The organism is Methylomagnum ishizawai (genome assembly GCF_019670005.1).
Lineage (GTDB): Bacteria > Pseudomonadota > Gammaproteobacteria > Methylococcales > Methylococcaceae > Methylomagnum > Methylomagnum ishizawai.
On record NZ_AP019783.1, the window covers coordinates 3,003,894 to 3,020,944 of the forward strand.

At 61.6% G+C, this 17,051-nt stretch carries 22 protein-coding genes; 19 read left to right on the top strand and 3 right to left on the bottom strand.

The window, feature by feature from the left end; translation table 11 throughout:
- Positions 1-7: 7 nt before the first annotated feature.
- Both K5658_RS13650 and K5658_RS13655 read right to left on the bottom strand, forming a co-directional pair.
- On the bottom strand, positions 8-298 hold the full coding sequence (locus K5658_RS13650) for a hypothetical protein (protein WP_221063678.1): 291 nt from the start codon (positions 296-298) through the stop codon (positions 8-10).
- 291 nt (positions 299-589) lie between these two features.
- Positions 590-823: a hypothetical protein gene (locus K5658_RS13655; RefSeq protein ID WP_221063679.1), complete on the bottom strand. Its 234-nt coding sequence runs from the start codon at positions 821-823 to the stop codon at positions 590-592.
- 475 nt (positions 824-1,298) lie between these two features.
- Between K5658_RS13655 and K5658_RS13660 the strand changes: the two genes are divergently transcribed.
- The 19 genes from K5658_RS13660 (at position 1,299) to flgL (ending at position 16,723) form a co-directional block, all read left to right on the top strand.
- Positions 1,299-1,649 carry a hypothetical protein gene (locus K5658_RS13660; RefSeq protein ID WP_221063680.1) on the top strand — a complete coding sequence of 117 codons (351 nt, stop codon included), beginning with the start codon at positions 1,299-1,301 and terminating at the stop codon, positions 1,647-1,649.
- A gap of 277 nt (positions 1,650-1,926) precedes the next feature.
- A complete protein-coding gene (locus K5658_RS13665; RefSeq protein WP_221063681.1) occupies positions 1,927-2,142 on the top strand; it encodes a hypothetical protein in 216 nt (71 codons plus the stop codon).
- A 9-nt stretch (positions 2,143-2,151) separates the two neighbouring features.
- Entirely contained in the window at positions 2,152-2,769 is a 618-nt protein-coding gene (locus K5658_RS13670; RefSeq protein ID WP_221063682.1) for a glycoside hydrolase family 19 protein, read from the top strand.
- Positions 2,770-2,852: 83 nt separating this feature from the next.
- Complete coding sequence (locus K5658_RS13675; protein WP_221063683.1) at positions 2,853-3,557, top strand: hypothetical protein; 705 nt, start codon at positions 2,853-2,855, stop codon at positions 3,555-3,557.
- Positions 3,554-3,721: a hypothetical protein gene (locus K5658_RS13680; RefSeq protein ID WP_221063684.1), complete on the top strand. Its 168-nt coding sequence runs from the start codon at positions 3,554-3,556 to the stop codon at positions 3,719-3,721. Before K5658_RS13675 ends, K5658_RS13680 begins: the two co-directional genes overlap by 4 nt.
- 136 nt (positions 3,722-3,857) lie before the next feature.
- Positions 3,858-4,259: a hypothetical protein gene (locus tag K5658_RS13685; protein ID WP_221063685.1), complete on the top strand. Its 402-nt coding sequence runs from the start codon at positions 3,858-3,860 to the stop codon at positions 4,257-4,259.
- On the top strand, positions 4,256-4,588 hold the full coding sequence (locus K5658_RS13690) for a hypothetical protein (protein WP_221063686.1): 333 nt from the start codon (positions 4,256-4,258) through the stop codon (positions 4,586-4,588). The genes K5658_RS13685 and K5658_RS13690 overlap by 4 nt, the downstream gene beginning before the upstream one ends.
- Positions 4,589-4,835: 247 nt before the next feature.
- A complete protein-coding gene (locus K5658_RS13695; RefSeq protein WP_221063687.1) occupies positions 4,836-5,909 on the top strand; it encodes a tyrosine-type recombinase/integrase in 1,074 nt (357 codons plus the stop codon).
- 437 nt (positions 5,910-6,346) lie between these two features.
- Complete coding sequence (gene flgB, locus K5658_RS13700; RefSeq protein ID WP_221063688.1) at positions 6,347-6,748, top strand: flagellar basal body rod protein FlgB; 402 nt, start codon at positions 6,347-6,349, stop codon at positions 6,746-6,748.
- A gap of 2 nt (positions 6,749-6,750) precedes the next feature.
- Entirely contained in the window at positions 6,751-7,188 is a 438-nt protein-coding gene (flgC, locus tag K5658_RS13705; protein WP_085214322.1) for a flagellar basal body rod protein FlgC, read from the top strand.
- Positions 7,189-7,200: 12 nt separating this feature from the next.
- Positions 7,201-7,884: a flagellar hook assembly protein FlgD gene (locus tag K5658_RS13710; protein ID WP_221063689.1), complete on the top strand. Its 684-nt coding sequence runs from the start codon at positions 7,201-7,203 to the stop codon at positions 7,882-7,884.
- A 24-nt stretch (positions 7,885-7,908) separates the two neighbouring features.
- Positions 7,909-9,177: a flagellar hook protein FlgE gene (flgE, locus tag K5658_RS13715; protein ID WP_221063690.1), complete on the top strand. Its 1,269-nt coding sequence runs from the start codon at positions 7,909-7,911 to the stop codon at positions 9,175-9,177.
- A gap of 40 nt (positions 9,178-9,217) precedes the next feature.
- On the top strand, positions 9,218-9,958 hold the full coding sequence (flgF, locus tag K5658_RS13720) for a flagellar basal-body rod protein FlgF (RefSeq protein WP_221063691.1): 741 nt from the start codon (positions 9,218-9,220) through the stop codon (positions 9,956-9,958).
- A gap of 43 nt (positions 9,959-10,001) precedes the next feature.
- Positions 10,002-10,790, top strand: coding sequence for a flagellar basal-body rod protein FlgG (gene flgG / locus K5658_RS13725; protein ID WP_221063692.1), 789 nt, complete (start codon positions 10,002-10,004; stop codon positions 10,788-10,790).
- Positions 10,791-10,801: 11 nt separating this feature from the next.
- Positions 10,802-11,494, top strand: coding sequence for a flagellar basal body L-ring protein FlgH (gene flgH / locus K5658_RS13730; protein ID WP_221063693.1), 693 nt, complete (start codon positions 10,802-10,804; stop codon positions 11,492-11,494).
- A gap of 17 nt (positions 11,495-11,511) precedes the next feature.
- Positions 11,512-12,654 carry a flagellar basal body P-ring protein FlgI gene (locus tag K5658_RS13735; protein ID WP_221063694.1) on the top strand — a complete coding sequence of 381 codons (1,143 nt, stop codon included), beginning with the start codon at positions 11,512-11,514 and terminating at the stop codon, positions 12,652-12,654.
- Between the two features lie 12 nt (positions 12,655-12,666).
- The gene (gene flgJ / locus K5658_RS13740) at positions 12,667-13,578 is read left to right on the top strand and encodes a flagellar assembly peptidoglycan hydrolase FlgJ (RefSeq protein WP_221063695.1); all 912 of its coding nucleotides are present in this window, start codon (positions 12,667-12,669) and stop codon (positions 13,576-13,578) included.
- A 144-nt stretch (positions 13,579-13,722) separates the two neighbouring features.
- Positions 13,723-15,423, top strand: coding sequence for a flagellar hook-associated protein FlgK (flgK, locus tag K5658_RS13745; RefSeq protein WP_221063696.1), 1,701 nt, complete (start codon positions 13,723-13,725; stop codon positions 15,421-15,423).
- Positions 15,424-15,427: 4 nt separating this feature from the next.
- Positions 15,428-16,723, top strand: a complete 1,296-nt coding sequence (gene flgL, locus K5658_RS13750) for a flagellar hook-associated protein FlgL (RefSeq protein WP_221063697.1) — start codon at positions 15,428-15,430, stop codon at positions 16,721-16,723.
- Here flgL and K5658_RS13755 read toward each other — a convergent pair.
- Positions 16,710-17,039, bottom strand: coding sequence for a hypothetical protein (locus K5658_RS13755; protein ID WP_221063698.1), 330 nt, complete (start codon positions 17,037-17,039; stop codon positions 16,710-16,712). The two genes, flgL and K5658_RS13755, sit on opposite strands and share 14 nt — an antisense overlap.
- Positions 17,040-17,051 lie beyond the last annotated feature (12 nt).

Consider the following 17,051-nt stretch of genomic DNA (forward strand, 5'->3'; position numbering starts at 1 on the left):
GCGGGACTCAGGTATCGGCGGGTTTAGATACTGTCACGGCGATTTCCCCCGCTAACCGGCTCGCCCCTGCAATCCAGCCCGGCGCTTGAACTTGGCACTTGTAGGCGCGGACATAGATTTCCGCTTCGGCCAGCAAAACGCGGAGTCGATCACGTTCCTTTTCCAGCCGCTCATTTTCTCCATGTAATCGCCGCAATTCGGCGGCAATCCGGTCATACCCAGATTCGAGCATTTCATCCGGGTCGAAATCGGAATCAATCCACTCGACTAACCGCAGGGCTTCGGGTTTCTCAGCCATACCTATTCCTCCCTTTCCACAAAACATTTAAATGGACAATGCCGCAGAATGTCCGGGTTGGGCCGTTCCCGCGAATAATAAGGCCAGCCCATATAATCCGACGCCATACATTGCTCATTGACCAAGCGGGCGCAATCGCCGCACCGCCGCCGCCCGTCCGTTTCATCCAAGAATGCCCGGCCTTCCGGGGGTAGGTCGTAATCGGATTCGGACCCGATTCGTACCACCTGGGGCCAGCGCCGCGCCTGCGGTTCCGCCCCGCCGCTGTCTTGATCCGACCGCGCCCGGTCCTTAACCCTGCCCATGGCCGATAGCCCGCAAGGCCAAGAGCTTGGCGCGGGCGGCTTGCTCCACTTGCTCCCGATTCATACCTTTCCAATCGGCGCGATGCGGGATGCTTTCGATATACCCGGTTAATGCCTGTTCCGGAGTATGGGATGTATTTTTGATGCTACTGCCGATGGTATCGATATATTTGATTTCCGAATCGGTATTCCAAGCCACGAAGCCCTTTAGAACGCTCATACAATCACCTGGGTTGAAAAAAGAATTCCGGGAGTTGAACCCGGCTTCCGGGGGTATGAACCCCGGCGCTCACCGGAGACTTTCGCTGGCACTTGCAACCGTTATTCATAAAAACGCCAGATTCACGCGGCCTTAGTGCCGCGAAAATAAATCCATCGTTCCATTAAATCGGGCCGTAATTCCTCGACCCGCACCTTCCCCCCGGACTCTTGCTCAAGGGCAATACACAGATCGGCCCCAAGCCGCTGCACCCCACTGGGAGCCATAGCGCGGCGGAGGTAGCCAAGCGTTGTCCCGGCCCGCAATGCGTAGCTTTCCTGCTGTTCCTTGGGGAGGGAGTTGAGATAGAGACGTAGTGTTTCCATGGCGGAAGACTTTACCTGTAGGTAAATGTTTGGTCAATACCTAAAGGTAATTTACCCTAGAGTAAACGTGGGCCATAGTTGCGGCATCACTCATAGCAGGAGCAAAAACCATGACAGACCTTAAAATCATTCGCAGGGAGCGCTTGCGGCAACTCATCAATGAGATGTATGGAGGACACCAAGCCAGTTTTGCCCATCGGATCGAACGCGCCCCCGACTACATTAGCCGGTGCCTCACTGGCAATAAGGGCATAGGTGAAGAGCTGGCGAGGTCGATAGAACGAGAGTTCCAACTGCCTGATTATTGGATGGATAGGGCCAAAAGCACCGTTGAGCCAAGCATGGACGAGCTACAGTGGTTGCACGGGGTTGAAAAATCAGTTAAAGAACGCATGATTCCAGAACACATCCGAGCCGCAATCAACACGCTTATTGATTCGGCCCCGCCCCGCGCCGCCTAGATCATCCCCCGTCCCTCATCCCCCAAGCCCGCTTTTGAGCGGGCTTCTTTTTGCTTCCTGTAAAAAAATCACGTTGGAAACGTGAATTTTTCACAGCGTACCATCTTGTTTTTTCTGCAAAAAATGTGAGCAATCACCTTGAATTTACCCGTGGGTAAATTATCGCTTGACTTCTATATTTACCTATAGGTAATCTTTTGCCGCCGCGCCAATCTGCGCGGGAGTACCCCTCAACTGTCCGGGGCGGTCCGCCGCCCCGCTTTTTCAAGGTGCCAACATGCCCACCCAAAACGCCTGCATCGACTGCCTACACAGCATCCCCGCCATGGGGAGGCACAGCCTGGAATGGTTTTGCGCCCATCCCCAGGCCGAGCGAACCACCGTCCATGCCGCCTTGCTGCCTTGCTCAAGCTTCCGGGCCCGCGATTGCGGGGCGCAAGGAACGCACTTCAAAAGCAAGCTCATTGATCGCGTCCTTGATGCCGCCGAGTGAGAGACACGCATGATTACCGTACCCAAGTTGCTAGCCTTCGCGTCGTCCCGCGCCCCGAACATCCCGGCCCAAGCCGCCGCCCTGGAAGCGGCCCGCCAGCAAAGCAGCATCGACACCCCCCGCCGCCTCGCCGCCTTCCTTGGGCAGATCGCCAAGGAAACCGACTGGCTCACGGCTTTAAGCGAAAACCTCAACTACCGCACGCCCGAACGCCTGGACGCGCTGTTCAAGAACGTGCGCAGCATCGACCACGCCGCCCGCCTTATCAAGGCCGGGCCGGAAGCCATCGCCAATTGCGTCTACGCCTACCGGGGCGGCAATGGCGACGAAGCCAGCGGCGACGGCTGGAAATATCGCGGGTCCGGGTATATCCATCTGACTTTCAAGAATAACTACCGCGCCTACGGTATCAAGATAGGCATGGATTTGGTATCCCGCCCGGAACTGGCGCGGGAATACGAATCGGCGGCATTGATCGCGGTCAAGTATTGGGATGCCAATAACTGTTCCCAGTATGCCGACCAGGGCGATATTGAAGAAATCACGGAGCGGGTGAACGGCCCGGCCCTATTGGGTTTGAAAGAGCGCCGCGCCGCCACGGCCCGCGCTTTGGAAATCTGGAATTAACCCTTAGAGAAACCCTTATGCCAACCCCACAAAGTTTTGAAGATTTCCTTGATTCGGGCCACGCCCCCACGGATACCGCCCCAGTGAGCGCCCACGAGGTTTGGGTATGGCTCAACCGCGCTTGGAACGCCCTCAACCATTGCGGCCCCCGGCTTGGTGCGCTGCCCCGGCTGTCCGCCCTGGCCGAATCCGCCTACCTCACGTTCTGGCCGTTGCTCGACTTCCGGGCACAGGCCCGAGCCGAACTCCACCAACTGCCCCCCAAGCGCCCCAGTACCCCGGACGAAGGCGCGGCCATGATCGCCGAATACATCGGCGAATACTGGCGGTTGGCCCGCCTGGATAACCCCAGCCCCGCCCGCCAGCGCGAATGTCTCGCCAAGATCGCCGCCTATGCCTACAAAACCTATGAGCGGGACCAACTGCTATATCCCTACGATCCCGTTCCGCCCCGCCCGGCACCGGAGATAATCCATATCTCCGAACCCGAACTAGCCCGCCTCACCGCGATTGAAGAAGCCGCCCATGCGTTCATATCCACGCTGGAAAAAGAAAGCGTAGACCCAGCCTTGGGCAATGAAATCAGAGCGGCGGTGTGGGCCATGGAATCGGCATTATCTCTCCCCCCGGAACCCGGCATATCCCTGGACGTATTGGCGAATATTCCCTATAGCGCCCGGATTTACACTGCCCGCGAAGTCGCCGGGGAAATCCTAAATCCCCTCTCAGAATTATCGGGGTTAAAACGTGCGGTTTGCGCCGCGAATGGACAAAGGACATCGCCATGAACCTACGCCAGCGCCACACCTTCATCCAACACATGAACGCCCGCCAAATCGCCATGCACAAGCGCGATACCGACAGGATTTGGCGATGGATGGAACGGATAACCGATACCCTATTGATACTGGGCATTGCGGTTTTAATCGCCTACGCCGCCATCGGTGGTTAACCATGGACAGGCAATTATTCCGGGATTTATGCCGCTGGAATAACTGGCTAGTCATGGTTTGCCAAGGCACCGACGCGCCCATATCGGTTTTAAGCTCGCTGTGGGCGAACACCGATGAATGGATGGGGGAATATCAATGATTATTGTATTCGGCTGGACATGGCCCGCCTTGGTGGCGGGCCACAAAACCGTGACCCGGCGGGGCTGGAAACCCGAACATGCGGCGAAGTTCCAGAGCGGGCAAGTGATCGATGTGTACGACCGCTCCCCCCGCGCCAAGGGCGAAAAAATCGGGGAAATCGCTTTGACCGAAAAGCCGTACCTGGAAAACACAGGGTCCATGCCGGACTCGGACTATCAGCAAGAGGGATTGGAATGGCTCGACCGCCACCCGGACCTAATCCCGCCCGGTTGCCGGATCGATTTCAAGCGCTGGCGGGAAGCGAAGGAAGATTTATATGTGGTCCGCTTTGCCCTCAAAGAGGTTTATCCACATGCGTTGCAAAAGCTTCAAGATAAGATGAAGAGGAATATATGAGCCAACAAGAAATCAATATAAGGTCAGCGCTGAACTATTCCGATTTGCGCCGTAAAAAGGACCGTTGCCTTGCTAAGCAATTGGCCGGTAATTCAATCCTGTTGGACTGGCAACCCGGATCGATCAAGCCGCCAGCGGACGGCAATAGCCGTTTGGTAGTGCTGTGCGAGGATAACGACCTGGGATTCACAACCGCCCATCCAGTCATGGCCGAATATTCCTTCTTCAAAAACCGCGAAGAATGGACCATTTACCTGGATGGTTCGCATCACGAAGTAACCGACCAAGTGCGTTGGTGGATAGACTTGCCACCAATACCCGCCGATTGAGCCTCCCCTACCTCTAAGGGCGCGTGAGCGCCCTATTTTTTATCGGGAATCCAAGAGTAGGCGACATGACTTTCTTAACCATTGCCCAAGCCGCCAAGAAACTCAATATCAGCGAGGCCAGCGTGCGCCGCCACATTCCTTTGATCCGGGTCGGCAAGGCGTGCCTGCGGGTGGACGAACAAGTGCTAGAGGATTATCTTCGGGGGCGGCAAGCTGGCGAGTCCTCCACAACCACGGAGGAACCGACATGCGAAACGACAGCGACGGCATCTATCAACGCCCCGACAGCCCGTACTGGTGGGTCTCATGGACGGACTCCCGAGGCGGCGCGGCTCGCCGCTCGACTCGGATTAAAGTAAGCGCCGACCCCAAAGGCACCCAGGCCAGGAAGGCCAGGGCCGCAATGATGGCGGAAAGCGAACATCAAACCGACCCGGCCCCCGATGACTTTTCGTTTGACCGCTTGATGAACCTGTACTTAGATCAAGAGGTAGCGAAAAGAGCGCTTAAAACCCAACGGGTATACCACTATATCATTGGGCGGTTATTCGAGCATTTCACCGGAATGGAAATGTCCGCTTTCAGGGCGGACACCGTGCGGCGCTATATCGAACGCCTTGAAGATGAGGGATTCGCCCGGAACACGATCCGGGGCGACATATCGTTAATGAGCGCCGCCACCAATTGGGCTATCCACGAATTGGAATGGCCCATCCCCAACCCGTGGCACCGCCGCAAGCCAGCGGAACCGGAACCACGCAAGCGCTGGCTAACCACGGACGAAGCCGACAAGCTGCTAAACGCGGCGGAAGCGATGGGCCGGGAGAAGCCAGGACAATGGGCGTGGCTGGCGGACTATATCCGGCTGTGCCTGTACGCGGGGCTACGGAAGCAAGAGGCCAGCGACTTGACGTGGGACCGGATAGACCTGGAAGGCCGGGTAATCCGATTCTCGGGCAAGGACCAAAAAAACGGCAAGGCTCAATCGATCCCATTCAACCGGGAAGTCTGGGCGGCGCTGGCTAGGCGGCGGGCGGCAACAACGGGAGAACGGGTATTCCCAAAGGTCGCGCCCTGCCATGGCGTCCGAACGGCGGCTAGACGGGCTAAAGTGTTCGATGTGACCATCCATGATTTGCGGCGGACGTTCGGCTCATGGCTGGCACAGAAGGGCGTGCCAATCCAGCGGATTAGTCGATTGATGCGGCATAGCGGGGTGGCGGTGACGGATAGGGTTTATGCCCATCTTTCGACCGAAGCCCTGGCGGACGCGGCGGCGGCGCTGGACGAAGCACCACCCCGTCTGCAAAGCGTGAAATAAAAAAAGTTTTCACGTTTTATTTCACGCGAAAATATAAGCCATTGAGTGGAAAAGATATTCTCTTATCTGCGCGATTTCGTCGATGGGCAGGGCTTGGAGGCGGTCACGGCCCGTTATCTCGGCGGTTAGCGCGTTTCCGGGTTGGGTGGACGGAAACTTCCAACGGTACACCCATTGCGAAAATGCCTGGGCGGGAACGGAGCGCCGGGAATCCGTCACTGCTACCTTCGTAAATCCTGCCCACCCGCTCCGCGCCATCCGGCCCGCGACCGGATCGCGCCCCCGGCCCTCCGCACCTCATATCTCTTTAAATTCAAATAATTAGCCAGGACAAACCGTCCCGGAACCCGTCCTCCCCACACGTCCGAATTCCGCCATTCCCCTCCCGTGGCACGGCTTCTGCAAAATCCGCCGCAACCGTACACGAGGATTCCGACATGGGCAGCATCAGTTTCGCCAACGCGCTAGGCATCCACCCGCTCGCGCTCAAACTGCGCGACCGCCGCACCGAACTCCTGGCCTCCAATCTGGCGAATGTCGATACCCCCCACTACAAGGCCCGCGATATCGATTTCCGCAAGGTGCTGAAGGGCGTGACCGACCCCGATCCCGCGCTCGGCCTGAGCCTGACCCACCCCGCCCACATCGATATCGACCACATCCCCAAGGAACCCCCGACCCTCTACCGCATCCCGGCCCAGCCCAGCATGGACGGCAACACCGTGGAATCGGAGCAGGAACATGTCCGTTTCGGCGAAAACGCCCTGCAATACGAAGCTTCGCTGAACTTCGTCGGCAGCGATTTCGCCGGCCTCAAAACCGCCATCAAAGGAGAATAACCATGCCTTCCTTCAAGATTTTCGACATCGCCAGTTCCGGCATGGCGGCGCAGACCGTGCGCCTCAACCTGGTGGCGAGCAACCTCGCCAACGCCGAAACCGTCAGCAGCAGCATCAACAACACCTACCGCTCGCGCCAGCCGGTGTTCGCGGCCCAGCTCAAAGACGCCCTGGGCCAAAGGGTGGACAAGGGCCAGGCCGACGAAGCCGTGGGCGTCGAGGTCTTGGGCGTGGTGGAGAGCCAGACGCCGATGCGGGTGGAATACGTCCCCAGCCATCCCTTGGCCAATAAGGACGGTTATATCTTCCGGCCCAACGTCAACCCCATCGAAGAACTCACCAACATGATGTCCGCCTCGCGTTCCTACCAGGACAACACCGAGGTGGTGAACACCGCCAAGCAACTGATGCTGCAAACCCTGCGCATGGGCCAAGCCTAAGGAGCAACCGCCATGGCCGTGGATACCAATACCTTGCAAGCCCTGGGGCTCTCGCCCGCCGCGACGGCGGCGGCGAGCGGCACCCGCACCGCCAACAACAAGCTGGTCAGCCAGGACCAATTCCTCAAGCTGATGACCGCCCAGCTCAACAACCAAAACCCGATGAGCCCGCAGGACAGCACCCAATTCCTCAGCCAGATGGCCCAGTTCAGCATGGTCAGCGGCATCCAGGATTTGCAGTCCTCGTTCAACAGCTTTTCCGGCGCGATCCAACAAAACCAATCGCTGTCGGCGTCCAATCTGGTCGGGCATTCGGCTTCGGTCGCCTCGGACAAGGCGATGCTGCCGGGCAATGGCACGCTGAAGGGCGAGATGGTGCTGCCCGCCGCCGCTTCCGCGGTGACGCTGCGGATCACCGACAGCAGCGGAACCTTGATGAAGGTGGAAAACCTGGGACCGCAAAGCCAAGGCAACCTACCCTTCGCCTGGGACGGCACCCAGGACGGCGGCGGCCTGGCCCAGCCGGGGCTTTACACCGTCAAGGCCGAGGCGGTCATCGGCGGCCAAACCACGGCCCTGACCACCCAGGCCACCGCGCCAGTGACCGGCGTGACCCTGGGCGGGGCCAAGGGGATGCAGGTGGAACTGCAAGGGCTCGGCAGCTACGCCCTGAGCGATATCCAATCCGTGAATTAACCCGAACGACACGAGGTCGCCCCCATGAGCTTCAGCATCGCCCTCAGCGGACTCACCGCCGCCCAGAACCTCCTCTCCGTGACCGGCAACAATATCGCCAACGCCAATAGCACGGGCTTCAAGGAATCGCGCTCGGAATTCGCGGATATGTACGCCAGCACCTTCGCCAATATCACGGCGACCACGCCGGGGATGGGCGTGCGTATCGCCAACGACGCCCAGCAATTCCGCCAAGGCACCCTGGACAGCACCGGCAACACCCTGGATTTGGGCATCAATGGCGAAGGTTTCTTCGTGCTGGGCCAGAGCCTCGATAACACCCAAGCCCAGCTCTACAGCCGCAACGGCACATTCCACGCCAACCAGGACGGCTACGTGGTGAATAACGACAACCAGCCCTTGCTGCTCCACACCGCCAATGGCGACACCGCCGCCGCCGGCTTCAGCAGTTCGCTACAAGCCCTGCGGCTCGACACCACGCAAAGCGCCCCCCAGGCCACCACGACCGTCAACGAATCGGTGAACCTGAATTCCAACAGCAAGACCCCGGTGGACGCCAACGGCGCCACCCTGGCCTTCAACGCCAACGACGCGACCACCTACAACTGGTCGAACGCCATCACCACCTATGATTCGCTGGGCGATAGCCATCTGGTGACCAATTATTTCGTGAAGGATTTGAACACCGCCGGGCAGTGGAACATGTACAGCGCCATCGACGGCACCGTCCTTTCGACCACCTCGACCCCGCTGGCCTTCGACAGCAACGGCAACCTGACCAATGTCAACGGGGCCGCCTCGACCACGCTCGCCCTGCCCGAATACACCATCCCCGACAGCAACGCCGCCGCGCTCAACATCACCCTGGATCTGGCCAAAAGCACCCAGCTGTCGGGAAGCTCCAGGGTGCTCGGCGTCACCCAGGACGGCTTGCCGGTCGGCAACCTGAGCGGGGTCAGCATCGACAAAACCGGCATCGTCTCCGCCAATTACAGCAACGGCGCGACCAAGACCCTGGGCCAAGTGGCCCTGGCCCGGTTCCAGAACGTGCAGGGCTTGCAGAAGATCGGCGACACCGAATGGACCCAGACCATCAACTCCGGCCCGGCCATCATCGGCGAGGCCGGGACCAGCGGTTTCGGGGCGGTCAATTCGGGTTCCCTGGAACAATCGAACGTGGACATCGCCCAGCAGCTCATCAAGCTGATCGTGGCCCAGCAGTCCTACCAAGCCAATGCCCAAAGCATCACCACCGAGAACCAGGCCATCGATTCGGTCCTGAACATCCGCTGATCGGGGTGGGCGCAAGCATTCATAGAGAGGAGCCAAGACCATGGACCGCGGCCTTTACATCGCGATGAGCGGTGCCAAGCAAATCCTGCATTCCCAGGATTCCAACTCCAACAACCTCGCGAACGCCAACACCACCGGCTTCCGCGCCGACCTCGACCAATTCAGGACCATGCCGATGTTCGGCGTGGGCCATCCCAGCCGGGTCTACGCGATGTCGGAGCGGCCCGGCGTCAACTTTTCGGCGGCGGCTTTGCAAACCACGGGACGGGAATTGGACGTGGCCATCGATGGCGAGGGCTGGATCGCCGTGCAATCCAAGGACGGCAGCGAGGCCTATACCCGGGCAGGGGACTTGCATATCACCGCCCAAGGACAATTGGTGACGGGCAACGGACTCCAGGTCATGGGCAACAACGGCCCCATCGCCATCCCGCCGCAGGAAAAGATCGAGATCGACCGCGACGGCAGCATCAACATCGTGCCGCAGGCCACGCCCATCGCCAACCTGGCCGTGATCGACCGGATCAAGCTGGTGAAGCCGCCCTTGGACCAGATGGAAAAAGGCACCGACGGCCTGTTCCGGGTCAAGGGCGGACAACCCGCCCCCGCCGACGCCGGCGTGAAGCTGACCACGGGCACCCTGGAAGGCAGCAATGTCAGCACGGTCGGCGAGATGGTGCAGATGATCCAACTGGCCCGGCAGTTCGAGCATCAGATCAAGATGATGAAGACCATCGACGAGGATGGCGGGGCCAGCGCCCAGATCATGCGGATGGGCTGAAGCGACCCAAGAACACGACCGAACCACACCATAGGCAACGACCATGACCACCCCCTCCCTCTGGATCGCCAAAACCGGCCTCGACGCCCAGCAAACCCAAATGGCGGTGATCTCCAACAACCTCGCCAACAGCAACACCTACGGGTTCAAGAAGGAGCGTGCCTTGTTCGAGGACTTGCTGTACCAGAACGTCCGCCAGGTCGGCGCCCAATCCACCCAGAACACCACCCTGCCCTCCGGCCTGCAACTCGGCACCGGCGTCCGCACCGTCGCCACCGAGAAAATCCACACCCAGGGCAATATCGTCCAGACCCAGAATTCCCTCGACATGGCGATCAATGGCCGGGGTTATTTCCAAATCCTGATGCCCGACGGCAGCATTTCCTATAGCCGCGACGGCAGCTTCAAGCTGGATTCCAACGGCCAGATCGTCACCAACGGCGGCTACGCCCTGGAACCCGCCATGACCGTACCGCAAGGGGCGCAAAGCATCACCGTCGGCACCGATGGCACGGTGTCGGTCCTCTCGCCCGGCAACACCGCGCCCACCGTGATCGGCAATCTCCAAATCGCCGATTTCGTGAATCCCACCGGGTTGCAGCCGGTGGGCGAAAACCTGTTCAAGGAATCCCTGGCCAGCGGCGCCCCCATCGTCGCCACCCCCGGCCAGGACGGCGCTGGCTCCATCCAACAAGGAGCGCTGGAAACCTCCAACGTCAACGTGGTGGAAGAGCTGGTCAATATGATCGAGACCCAACGGGCCTACGAGATGAACTCCAAGGCCATCTCCACCACCGACCAGATGTTGAGCTTCGCCTCCAACAATATGTAAGGACCGCCGCCATGACCGCCTTCCGCGCTTCCGCCCACTCCGCCCTGTGCGCGTGCTTGCTGCTGACCGGCTGCGCCGACCTGCTGCATCCGCCGCCCAAGCGCGACCCCAACTACGCCCCCACCCGCGCCGAGGATTCGACGCCGCCCTTGACCAATATGGGCGCGATCTTCCAACCGGGCTACGAAATCCGCTTGTTCGAGGACGCCAAGGCCCGCCGGATCGGCGACACCCTGACCATCCTCCTGAGCGAGCAGACCAAGGCCCAGAAGAGCGCCGACAGCAGCGCCAGCCGCGAAGGCACCACCACGGTGGACGCCCCGGTGATCCTGGGCCAGCAAGCCGCGCAAATCCTCGGCCACAGCCTGGAAAGCAGCCTGAAGGCCAGCAACGATTTCACCGGCAAGGGCACCAGCAACCAGAACAACGCCCTGACCGGCAGCATCAGCGTGACCGTGGTCGAGGTCTTGCCCAACGGCAACCTCCGCATCCAGGGCGAAAAGCGCCTGGGACTCAACCAGGGCAACGAATACATCAAGCTGTCCGGCATCGTGCGCCCCATCGACATCGACCCCGCCAACACCGTGGATTCCAGCAAGGTGGCCGACGCCACCATGATCTACAACGGCGAGGGCCAGATCGACGACGCCAACCGCATGGGCTGGCTGCAACGCTTCTTCACCAGCGTCATCTTCCCTTATTGATGCCCCGAGAATCGGCCATGAACACCCACACATTCCCATCCACCGCGGCCCGTCTCCGGCCTTGGCTGCGCGCTTTGCTCGCGGCCTTGGCGCTCTCGGGGTTCGCCGCCAGCGTCCAGGCCGAGCGGGTCAAGGATATCGCCGGTGTGGCCGGGGTCCGCAGCAACCAATTGATCGGCTATGGCCTCGTGGTCGGCCTCACCGGCACCGGCGACAAGAACCCCAACCGCTTCACCAGCCAGACCCTCCGCGACATGCTGCTGCAAATGAACATACAACTGCCCGCCGGGCTGGACCTCAAGTCCCGCAACGTGGCGGCGGTGTCGGTGCAAGCCGAGTTGCCGCCGTTCTCCAAACCGGGCCAGACCATCGATGTCACCGTGGCCTCCTTGGGCGATTCCAAGAGCCTCCGGGGCGGCAGCCTGCTGATGACCCCGCTCAAAGGCGCGGACGGCCAAATCTACGCCATCGCCCAGGGCAACCTGGTGGTGGGCGGACTCGCCGCCCAAGGGCTGGACGGCTCCAAGATCACCGTGAACGTACCCAGCGCGGGCCGCATCCCCAACGGGGCCACGGTCGAGCGCGAAGTGCCGACCGGCTTCGCCCAGGGCGGGCATATCCTCCTGAACCTGCACAATCCCGATTTCACCACCGCCAACCGGCTGGCCGAGGAAATCAACCGCACCTATGGCGGCGAAGTGGCCCGCCCCATCGACGCCGCCACGGTCCAGGTCCAAGCCCCCCGCGATCCCTCGCAGCGGGTGTCGTTCACCTCCATGGTCGAGAATCTGGAAATCTCCCCCGGCGAAACCCCGGCCAAGATCATCGTCAACTCGCGCACCGGCACCGTGGTCATCAGCAGCCATGTCAGGGTCCAGCCCGCCGCCGTCACCCACGGCAACCTGTCGGTGACGATCAGCGAAAAGCCGGTGGTGAGCCAGCCCGGCCCCTTCTCCAACGGCCAGACGGCGGTGGTGCCGCGTTCCGATATTTCGGTGAAGGAGGACGCCAACCGCATGTTCGTGTTCAATCCGGGCGTATCGCTGGACGAGATCGTGAAGGCGGTCAACAACGTGGGCGCGGCCCCCAGCGACCTGGTCGCCATCCTCGAAGCCCTCAAGAGCGCCGGGGCGCTCAGGGCCGAACTCATCGTCATCTAAGGGGATGCGGCCATGATCAAATCCGGCGGCTTGGCCGATGTCTACACCGATTTCAAAGGCACGGCGGCGCTCCGCACCCAGGCCAAGCAAGACCCCAAGGCGGCGCTGAAGGAAACCGCCCAGCAATTCGAGTCGCTGTTCGTGCAGATGGCGCTGAAAAGCATGCGGCAGGCCACGCTGAAATCCGGCCTGACCGACAGCCCGCAATCCGAGACCTTCCAGGAAATGCACGACCAGCAACTGGCCGTGGAATTGGGCAAGCATTCCAAGCTGGGCATCGCCAACATGCTGGAACGGCAACTCGGTGGCGGCGCGGCCCCATCCAACGGCCTGAACGGCAAGACCCTGGACGATTACCGGCAAACACCCTACTACCGTCCGCGCGGCATGGCGGCGGGCGTCCAGCACACCGGCGGTAACGCTCGAACGGACCTGCCGACCCCGGACCCCGGTTCCGGCGAATTCGACCATCGGGATCAATTCGTGGCGGCGGTCTGGCCCCACGCCCAGAAAGCGGCGGCGGAAATCGGCGTCGATCCCAAGCTCCTGGTGGCCCAGGCCGCGCTGGAAACCGGCTGGGGCAAATCCCGCAACGGCAACAACCTGTTCGGCATCAAGGCCGACCGCCATTGGCAAGGCGCGAGATCGACCGCCAACACCACCGAATTCGTCGGCGGTGCCCAGGTGCGGGAGCAAGCCGCGTTCCGGGCCTATGGCAGCCCCGCCGACAGCTTCCGGGACTACGTCGGCTTCCTCAAGAGCAACCCGCGCTACCAGGAGGCTTTGCAGCACGCCGAGAACCCGCGCCAATTCATCGCCGGGCTACAGAAAGCGGGTTATGCCACCGACCCGGCCTATGCGCGGAAAGTGATGGCGATCTACCAGGACGGCGACGCCTTCGATCAGGTGCCGGAGATTTTTTGAACGCGAAGCGGGCTGGCGTGAAAACCTCGGTCCGCGCCCCAGGGAATGGCGGCAACCTCAGGAAAGGCGCAAGGAGGCCGATAGCTTCAGGTGGGATAATGGCTTGCCACGGGCGCAAACCCCGCGGCCCCCAAGGTGGAACCCATGGCGGACGGACTTCTAGGCATCGCGGCATCGGGGCTATTGGCGGCGCAACGCGCCCTCGCCACGACCGGCAACAACATCAGCAACGCCAACACCGACGGCTATAACCGCCAGCGGGTCGAAACCAGCGAGCGCGATTCGACCTATACCGCCGGGGGCTATCTCGGCAACGGCGTCAATATCGACACCGTCGCCCGCCTCTACGACAACTTCCTCAACACCCAGGTCCGCACCAGCCAATCCGCCAGCGGCGGCGCCACGGCCTACAACCAGCTGACGTCCCAGATCAACAGCTTCATCGGCGACCGCAGCGCCAGCCTGTCCGCCCCGCTGCAATCCTTCTTCAACGCCGCCCAGGACGTGGCCAACGATCCCAGCGCCATCGCCGCCCGCCAAGTCCTCCTGACCCAGGGCGACAGCGTGGCCCAGCGCTTCAACGTCCTCGACACCCAGTTCAACACCCTGCGCGCCCAGGTCCAGCAAACCCTGAGTTCCGACGTGGACCAGATCAACACCTGGGCCGCGACTATCGCCCAGCTCAACACCCAGATCGTGTCCCAATCCGCCAGCGGCACCGGCCAGCCGCCCAACGACCTGCTCGACCAGCGCAACCTGTTGTTGGAAAAGCTCTCGGGCAAGGTCGATACCAGCGTCATGACCGAGGCCGACGGGGCCATCGACGTGTTCATCGGCAACGGCCAAAGCCTCGTCATGGGCGCGGCCTATAACCGCCTGCAAACCCAGCCCTCGGCCTACGACGCCCGCGCCGACGACATCGCCCTCTCCAGCGGCGGCGACCAAGGCGCCATCGTCATTACCCAAGCCCTGACCGGCGGCGAAATGGGGGGACTGCTGAAATTCAGCCACGACGTGCTGGACCCCGCCCAGAACAGCCTAGGCCGCATCGCCGCCGGTTTCGCCCTGGCGGTCAACGCCCAGCATCGCCAGGGCAGCGACCTCAAGGGCAATGCCGGGCAGGATTTCTTCACCGACCCCACCACGCCCACCGATGCCTGGTTCGCCAAGCAAACCAACGGCGGCGACGCCCGGTTGAGCGTGGCTTTCGACAATACCCCGGCCACCGCCACCACTCCGGCCAACACCCCCGCCCAGCTCACCGCCAGCGATTACCGGCTGGACTACGACAGCGGCGGCAACGCCGTCCTGACCCGGCTCAGCGACAACACCAAGTTCACCGACAACCCGGCGGGTTCGGGCGCGTTCCAGGTCGATGGGCTCAAGATCGGCATCGCCAGCGGCACGGCCAAAGCGGGCGATAGCTTCCTGATCCAGCCGTTCCGCACCCCGGCGGGCACGATCCAAGCGGCCCTGGACGATCCCAACCAAGTCGCCGCCGCCGGTTCGCCCTCGACCGGACCCGGCGACAACGTCAACGCCCGCGCCCTCGTCAACCTGCAACAAACCAAGGGGATGCTGGAAGGCAAAGCCAGCTTCCAAGGCGCCTATAACCAATTGATCGGCGAGGTCGGGGTCAAGGCCAATGCCGCCAACCTGGACAACACGGCCCAGAAGAACCTGCTCGACCAAGTCACCCAGTCCCGCGAATCGGTGTCGGGCGTGAACCTGGACGAGGAAGCGGCCAATCTGGTCAAATTCCAGCAAGCCTATCAGGCTTCGGCGCAATTGATCCCGGCGCTGAACAACACTTTCGACGCGCTGATGGCGGCGGTCAGGAGCTAGGGCCATGCGGATATCGAGCGGTTGGATACAACAACTGGGCGTCAATTCGATGCTGAACCAGCAGTCCCTGGTGTCCCAGACCCAGATGCAGCTATCCACCGGCCTGCGCGTGTTGACCCCGGCGGACGATCCGGGCGGGGCGGTCGGCGCCCAGATCATGACGGAATCGCTCAAGACCACCCAGCAATACCAAACCAACCTGACCACGGCGCAAGGCCGCTTGCAACTCGAAGACTCCGCCCTGGATTCGGTGGATACCCTGTTGCAGCGGATCAAGGAAGTGGCGGTGCGCGGACTCAACGACACCCTCACCGCCAGCGACCGCCAAGCCCTGGGCGATCAAACCCAGCAATACCTCGACGAAATCACCGGGCTCACCAACACCAAGAACGCCAACGGCGAATACATCTTCGGCGGCTACCGCACCGATACCCCGCCCTATGTGTTCGACGACCAGCGGACGCCGCCCAGCTATGTCTATCAAGGCGGTCAACAGCAGCGCTCGCTGCGGATCGGCGATCTGCGCAACATCGAGGATGGCGATACCGGATTCCGGGTATTCGAGGACGTGCCCTCGACGGCGGGCAAGCTCGGCATCGCCAATGTCGATGGCAAGCAAAGCCTCCTCAACACGGTCTACACCCTGGCCCAGGCGCTCAAAGGGGATTTGACCGGCACCCACGGCACGCTCACCGGCACGGCGAACCTCGCGGGCGGGAAGGATTATTCGGCGGGACCGGCGAGTTTCAATCTGGCGGTGGACGGCGGCACGGCGGAGACGATCACCATTCCGGCCCAGAACTACCCCTCGGCCCAAGCCTTGGCCGATGCCATCAACACCCAAATCAGCGCGGGACCGCTCCGGGACAAAGTGGCGGCGCAAGTCAGCAACGGGGCGATCCAATTCGCCTCGGCCCAGATCGGTCCCAACGCCAGCGTCACCGTCAGCCAGGGCACGCCCGGCTTCCTGGCCGACGCGGGGCTGGCCGATCCCTCGACCGGCACCGGATCGACCACCGAATTCCACGCCACCGCCAGCGCGGCGCTGGCCGATATCGACACCGGCCTGGAGCGGGTGTTGGATGTCCGCGCCAGCATAGGTGCCCGCCTCAACGCCCTGGACGAGCAAGACTCCCTGCAAAGCAAATTCATCATCGACACCCAGGCCAACCTGTCCAAGGTGCAAGACCTCGACTACGCCGAGGCCATCAGCCGCTTCAGCCAACAGCAAACGGTGCTGCAAGCCTCGATGACAGCGTTCTCGCAGGTGCAGAAACTGTCGTTGTTCAATTACCTGTGACCCCCGCCTTCCATTCGGCGGGCCAGGAGGAATCCAATGGTACGGCCAGCCGCCAAACGCACCATTCCAATCGCCGGACAGGCCAATACAGCCCGTAGGCGGTATACGCCAACCCGGAGAACACCGGATGGAACATAGGCACACCGAAATCCCCCGGTGCCAAGTCGTGGCCCGCCACCTTCCGTGTCCGATCCGGCGCGGTATAAAACTCCGCCCGGTGGACAATCCAACCGCCATACCGGACCCAGGCATAGCCGCCCAAATAGGCGCAAAGGCCCAGGGCGATCATCATGCGGCCGCGGACTTTCCACGTCATACTTCTCCCGGC

Coding starts and splice junctions, on each gene's coding strand:
- K5658_RS13650 (WP_221063678.1), bottom strand. CDS start 298: ATGGCTGAGAAACCCGAAGCCCTGCGGTTAGTCGAGTGGATTGATTCC.
- K5658_RS13655 (WP_221063679.1), bottom strand. CDS start 823: ATGAGCGTTCTAAAGGGCTTCGTGGCTTGGAATACCGATTCGGAAATC.
- K5658_RS13660 (WP_221063680.1), top strand. CDS start 1,299: ATGACAGACCTTAAAATCATTCGCAGGGAGCGCTTGCGGCAACTCATC.
- K5658_RS13665 (WP_221063681.1), top strand. CDS start 1,927: ATGCCCACCCAAAACGCCTGCATCGACTGCCTACACAGCATCCCCGCC.
- K5658_RS13670 (WP_221063682.1), top strand. CDS start 2,152: ATGATTACCGTACCCAAGTTGCTAGCCTTCGCGTCGTCCCGCGCCCCG.
- K5658_RS13680 (WP_221063684.1), top strand. CDS start 3,554: ATGAACCTACGCCAGCGCCACACCTTCATCCAACACATGAACGCCCGC.
- K5658_RS13685 (WP_221063685.1), top strand. CDS start 3,858: ATGATTATTGTATTCGGCTGGACATGGCCCGCCTTGGTGGCGGGCCAC.
- K5658_RS13690 (WP_221063686.1), top strand. CDS start 4,256: ATGAGCCAACAAGAAATCAATATAAGGTCAGCGCTGAACTATTCCGAT.
- K5658_RS13695 (WP_221063687.1), top strand. CDS start 4,836: ATGCGAAACGACAGCGACGGCATCTATCAACGCCCCGACAGCCCGTAC.
- flgB (WP_221063688.1), top strand. CDS start 6,347: ATGGGCAGCATCAGTTTCGCCAACGCGCTAGGCATCCACCCGCTCGCG.
- flgC (WP_085214322.1), top strand. CDS start 6,751: ATGCCTTCCTTCAAGATTTTCGACATCGCCAGTTCCGGCATGGCGGCG.
- K5658_RS13710 (WP_221063689.1), top strand. CDS start 7,201: ATGGCCGTGGATACCAATACCTTGCAAGCCCTGGGGCTCTCGCCCGCC.
- flgE (WP_221063690.1), top strand. CDS start 7,909: ATGAGCTTCAGCATCGCCCTCAGCGGACTCACCGCCGCCCAGAACCTC.
- flgF (WP_221063691.1), top strand. CDS start 9,218: ATGGACCGCGGCCTTTACATCGCGATGAGCGGTGCCAAGCAAATCCTG.
- flgG (WP_221063692.1), top strand. CDS start 10,002: ATGACCACCCCCTCCCTCTGGATCGCCAAAACCGGCCTCGACGCCCAG.
- flgH (WP_221063693.1), top strand. CDS start 10,802: ATGACCGCCTTCCGCGCTTCCGCCCACTCCGCCCTGTGCGCGTGCTTG.
- K5658_RS13735 (WP_221063694.1), top strand. CDS start 11,512: ATGAACACCCACACATTCCCATCCACCGCGGCCCGTCTCCGGCCTTGG.
- flgJ (WP_221063695.1), top strand. CDS start 12,667: ATGATCAAATCCGGCGGCTTGGCCGATGTCTACACCGATTTCAAAGGC.
- flgK (WP_221063696.1), top strand. CDS start 13,723: ATGGCGGACGGACTTCTAGGCATCGCGGCATCGGGGCTATTGGCGGCG.
- flgL (WP_221063697.1), top strand. CDS start 15,428: ATGCGGATATCGAGCGGTTGGATACAACAACTGGGCGTCAATTCGATG.
- K5658_RS13755 (WP_221063698.1), bottom strand. CDS start 17,039: ATGACGTGGAAAGTCCGCGGCCGCATGATGATCGCCCTGGGCCTTTGC.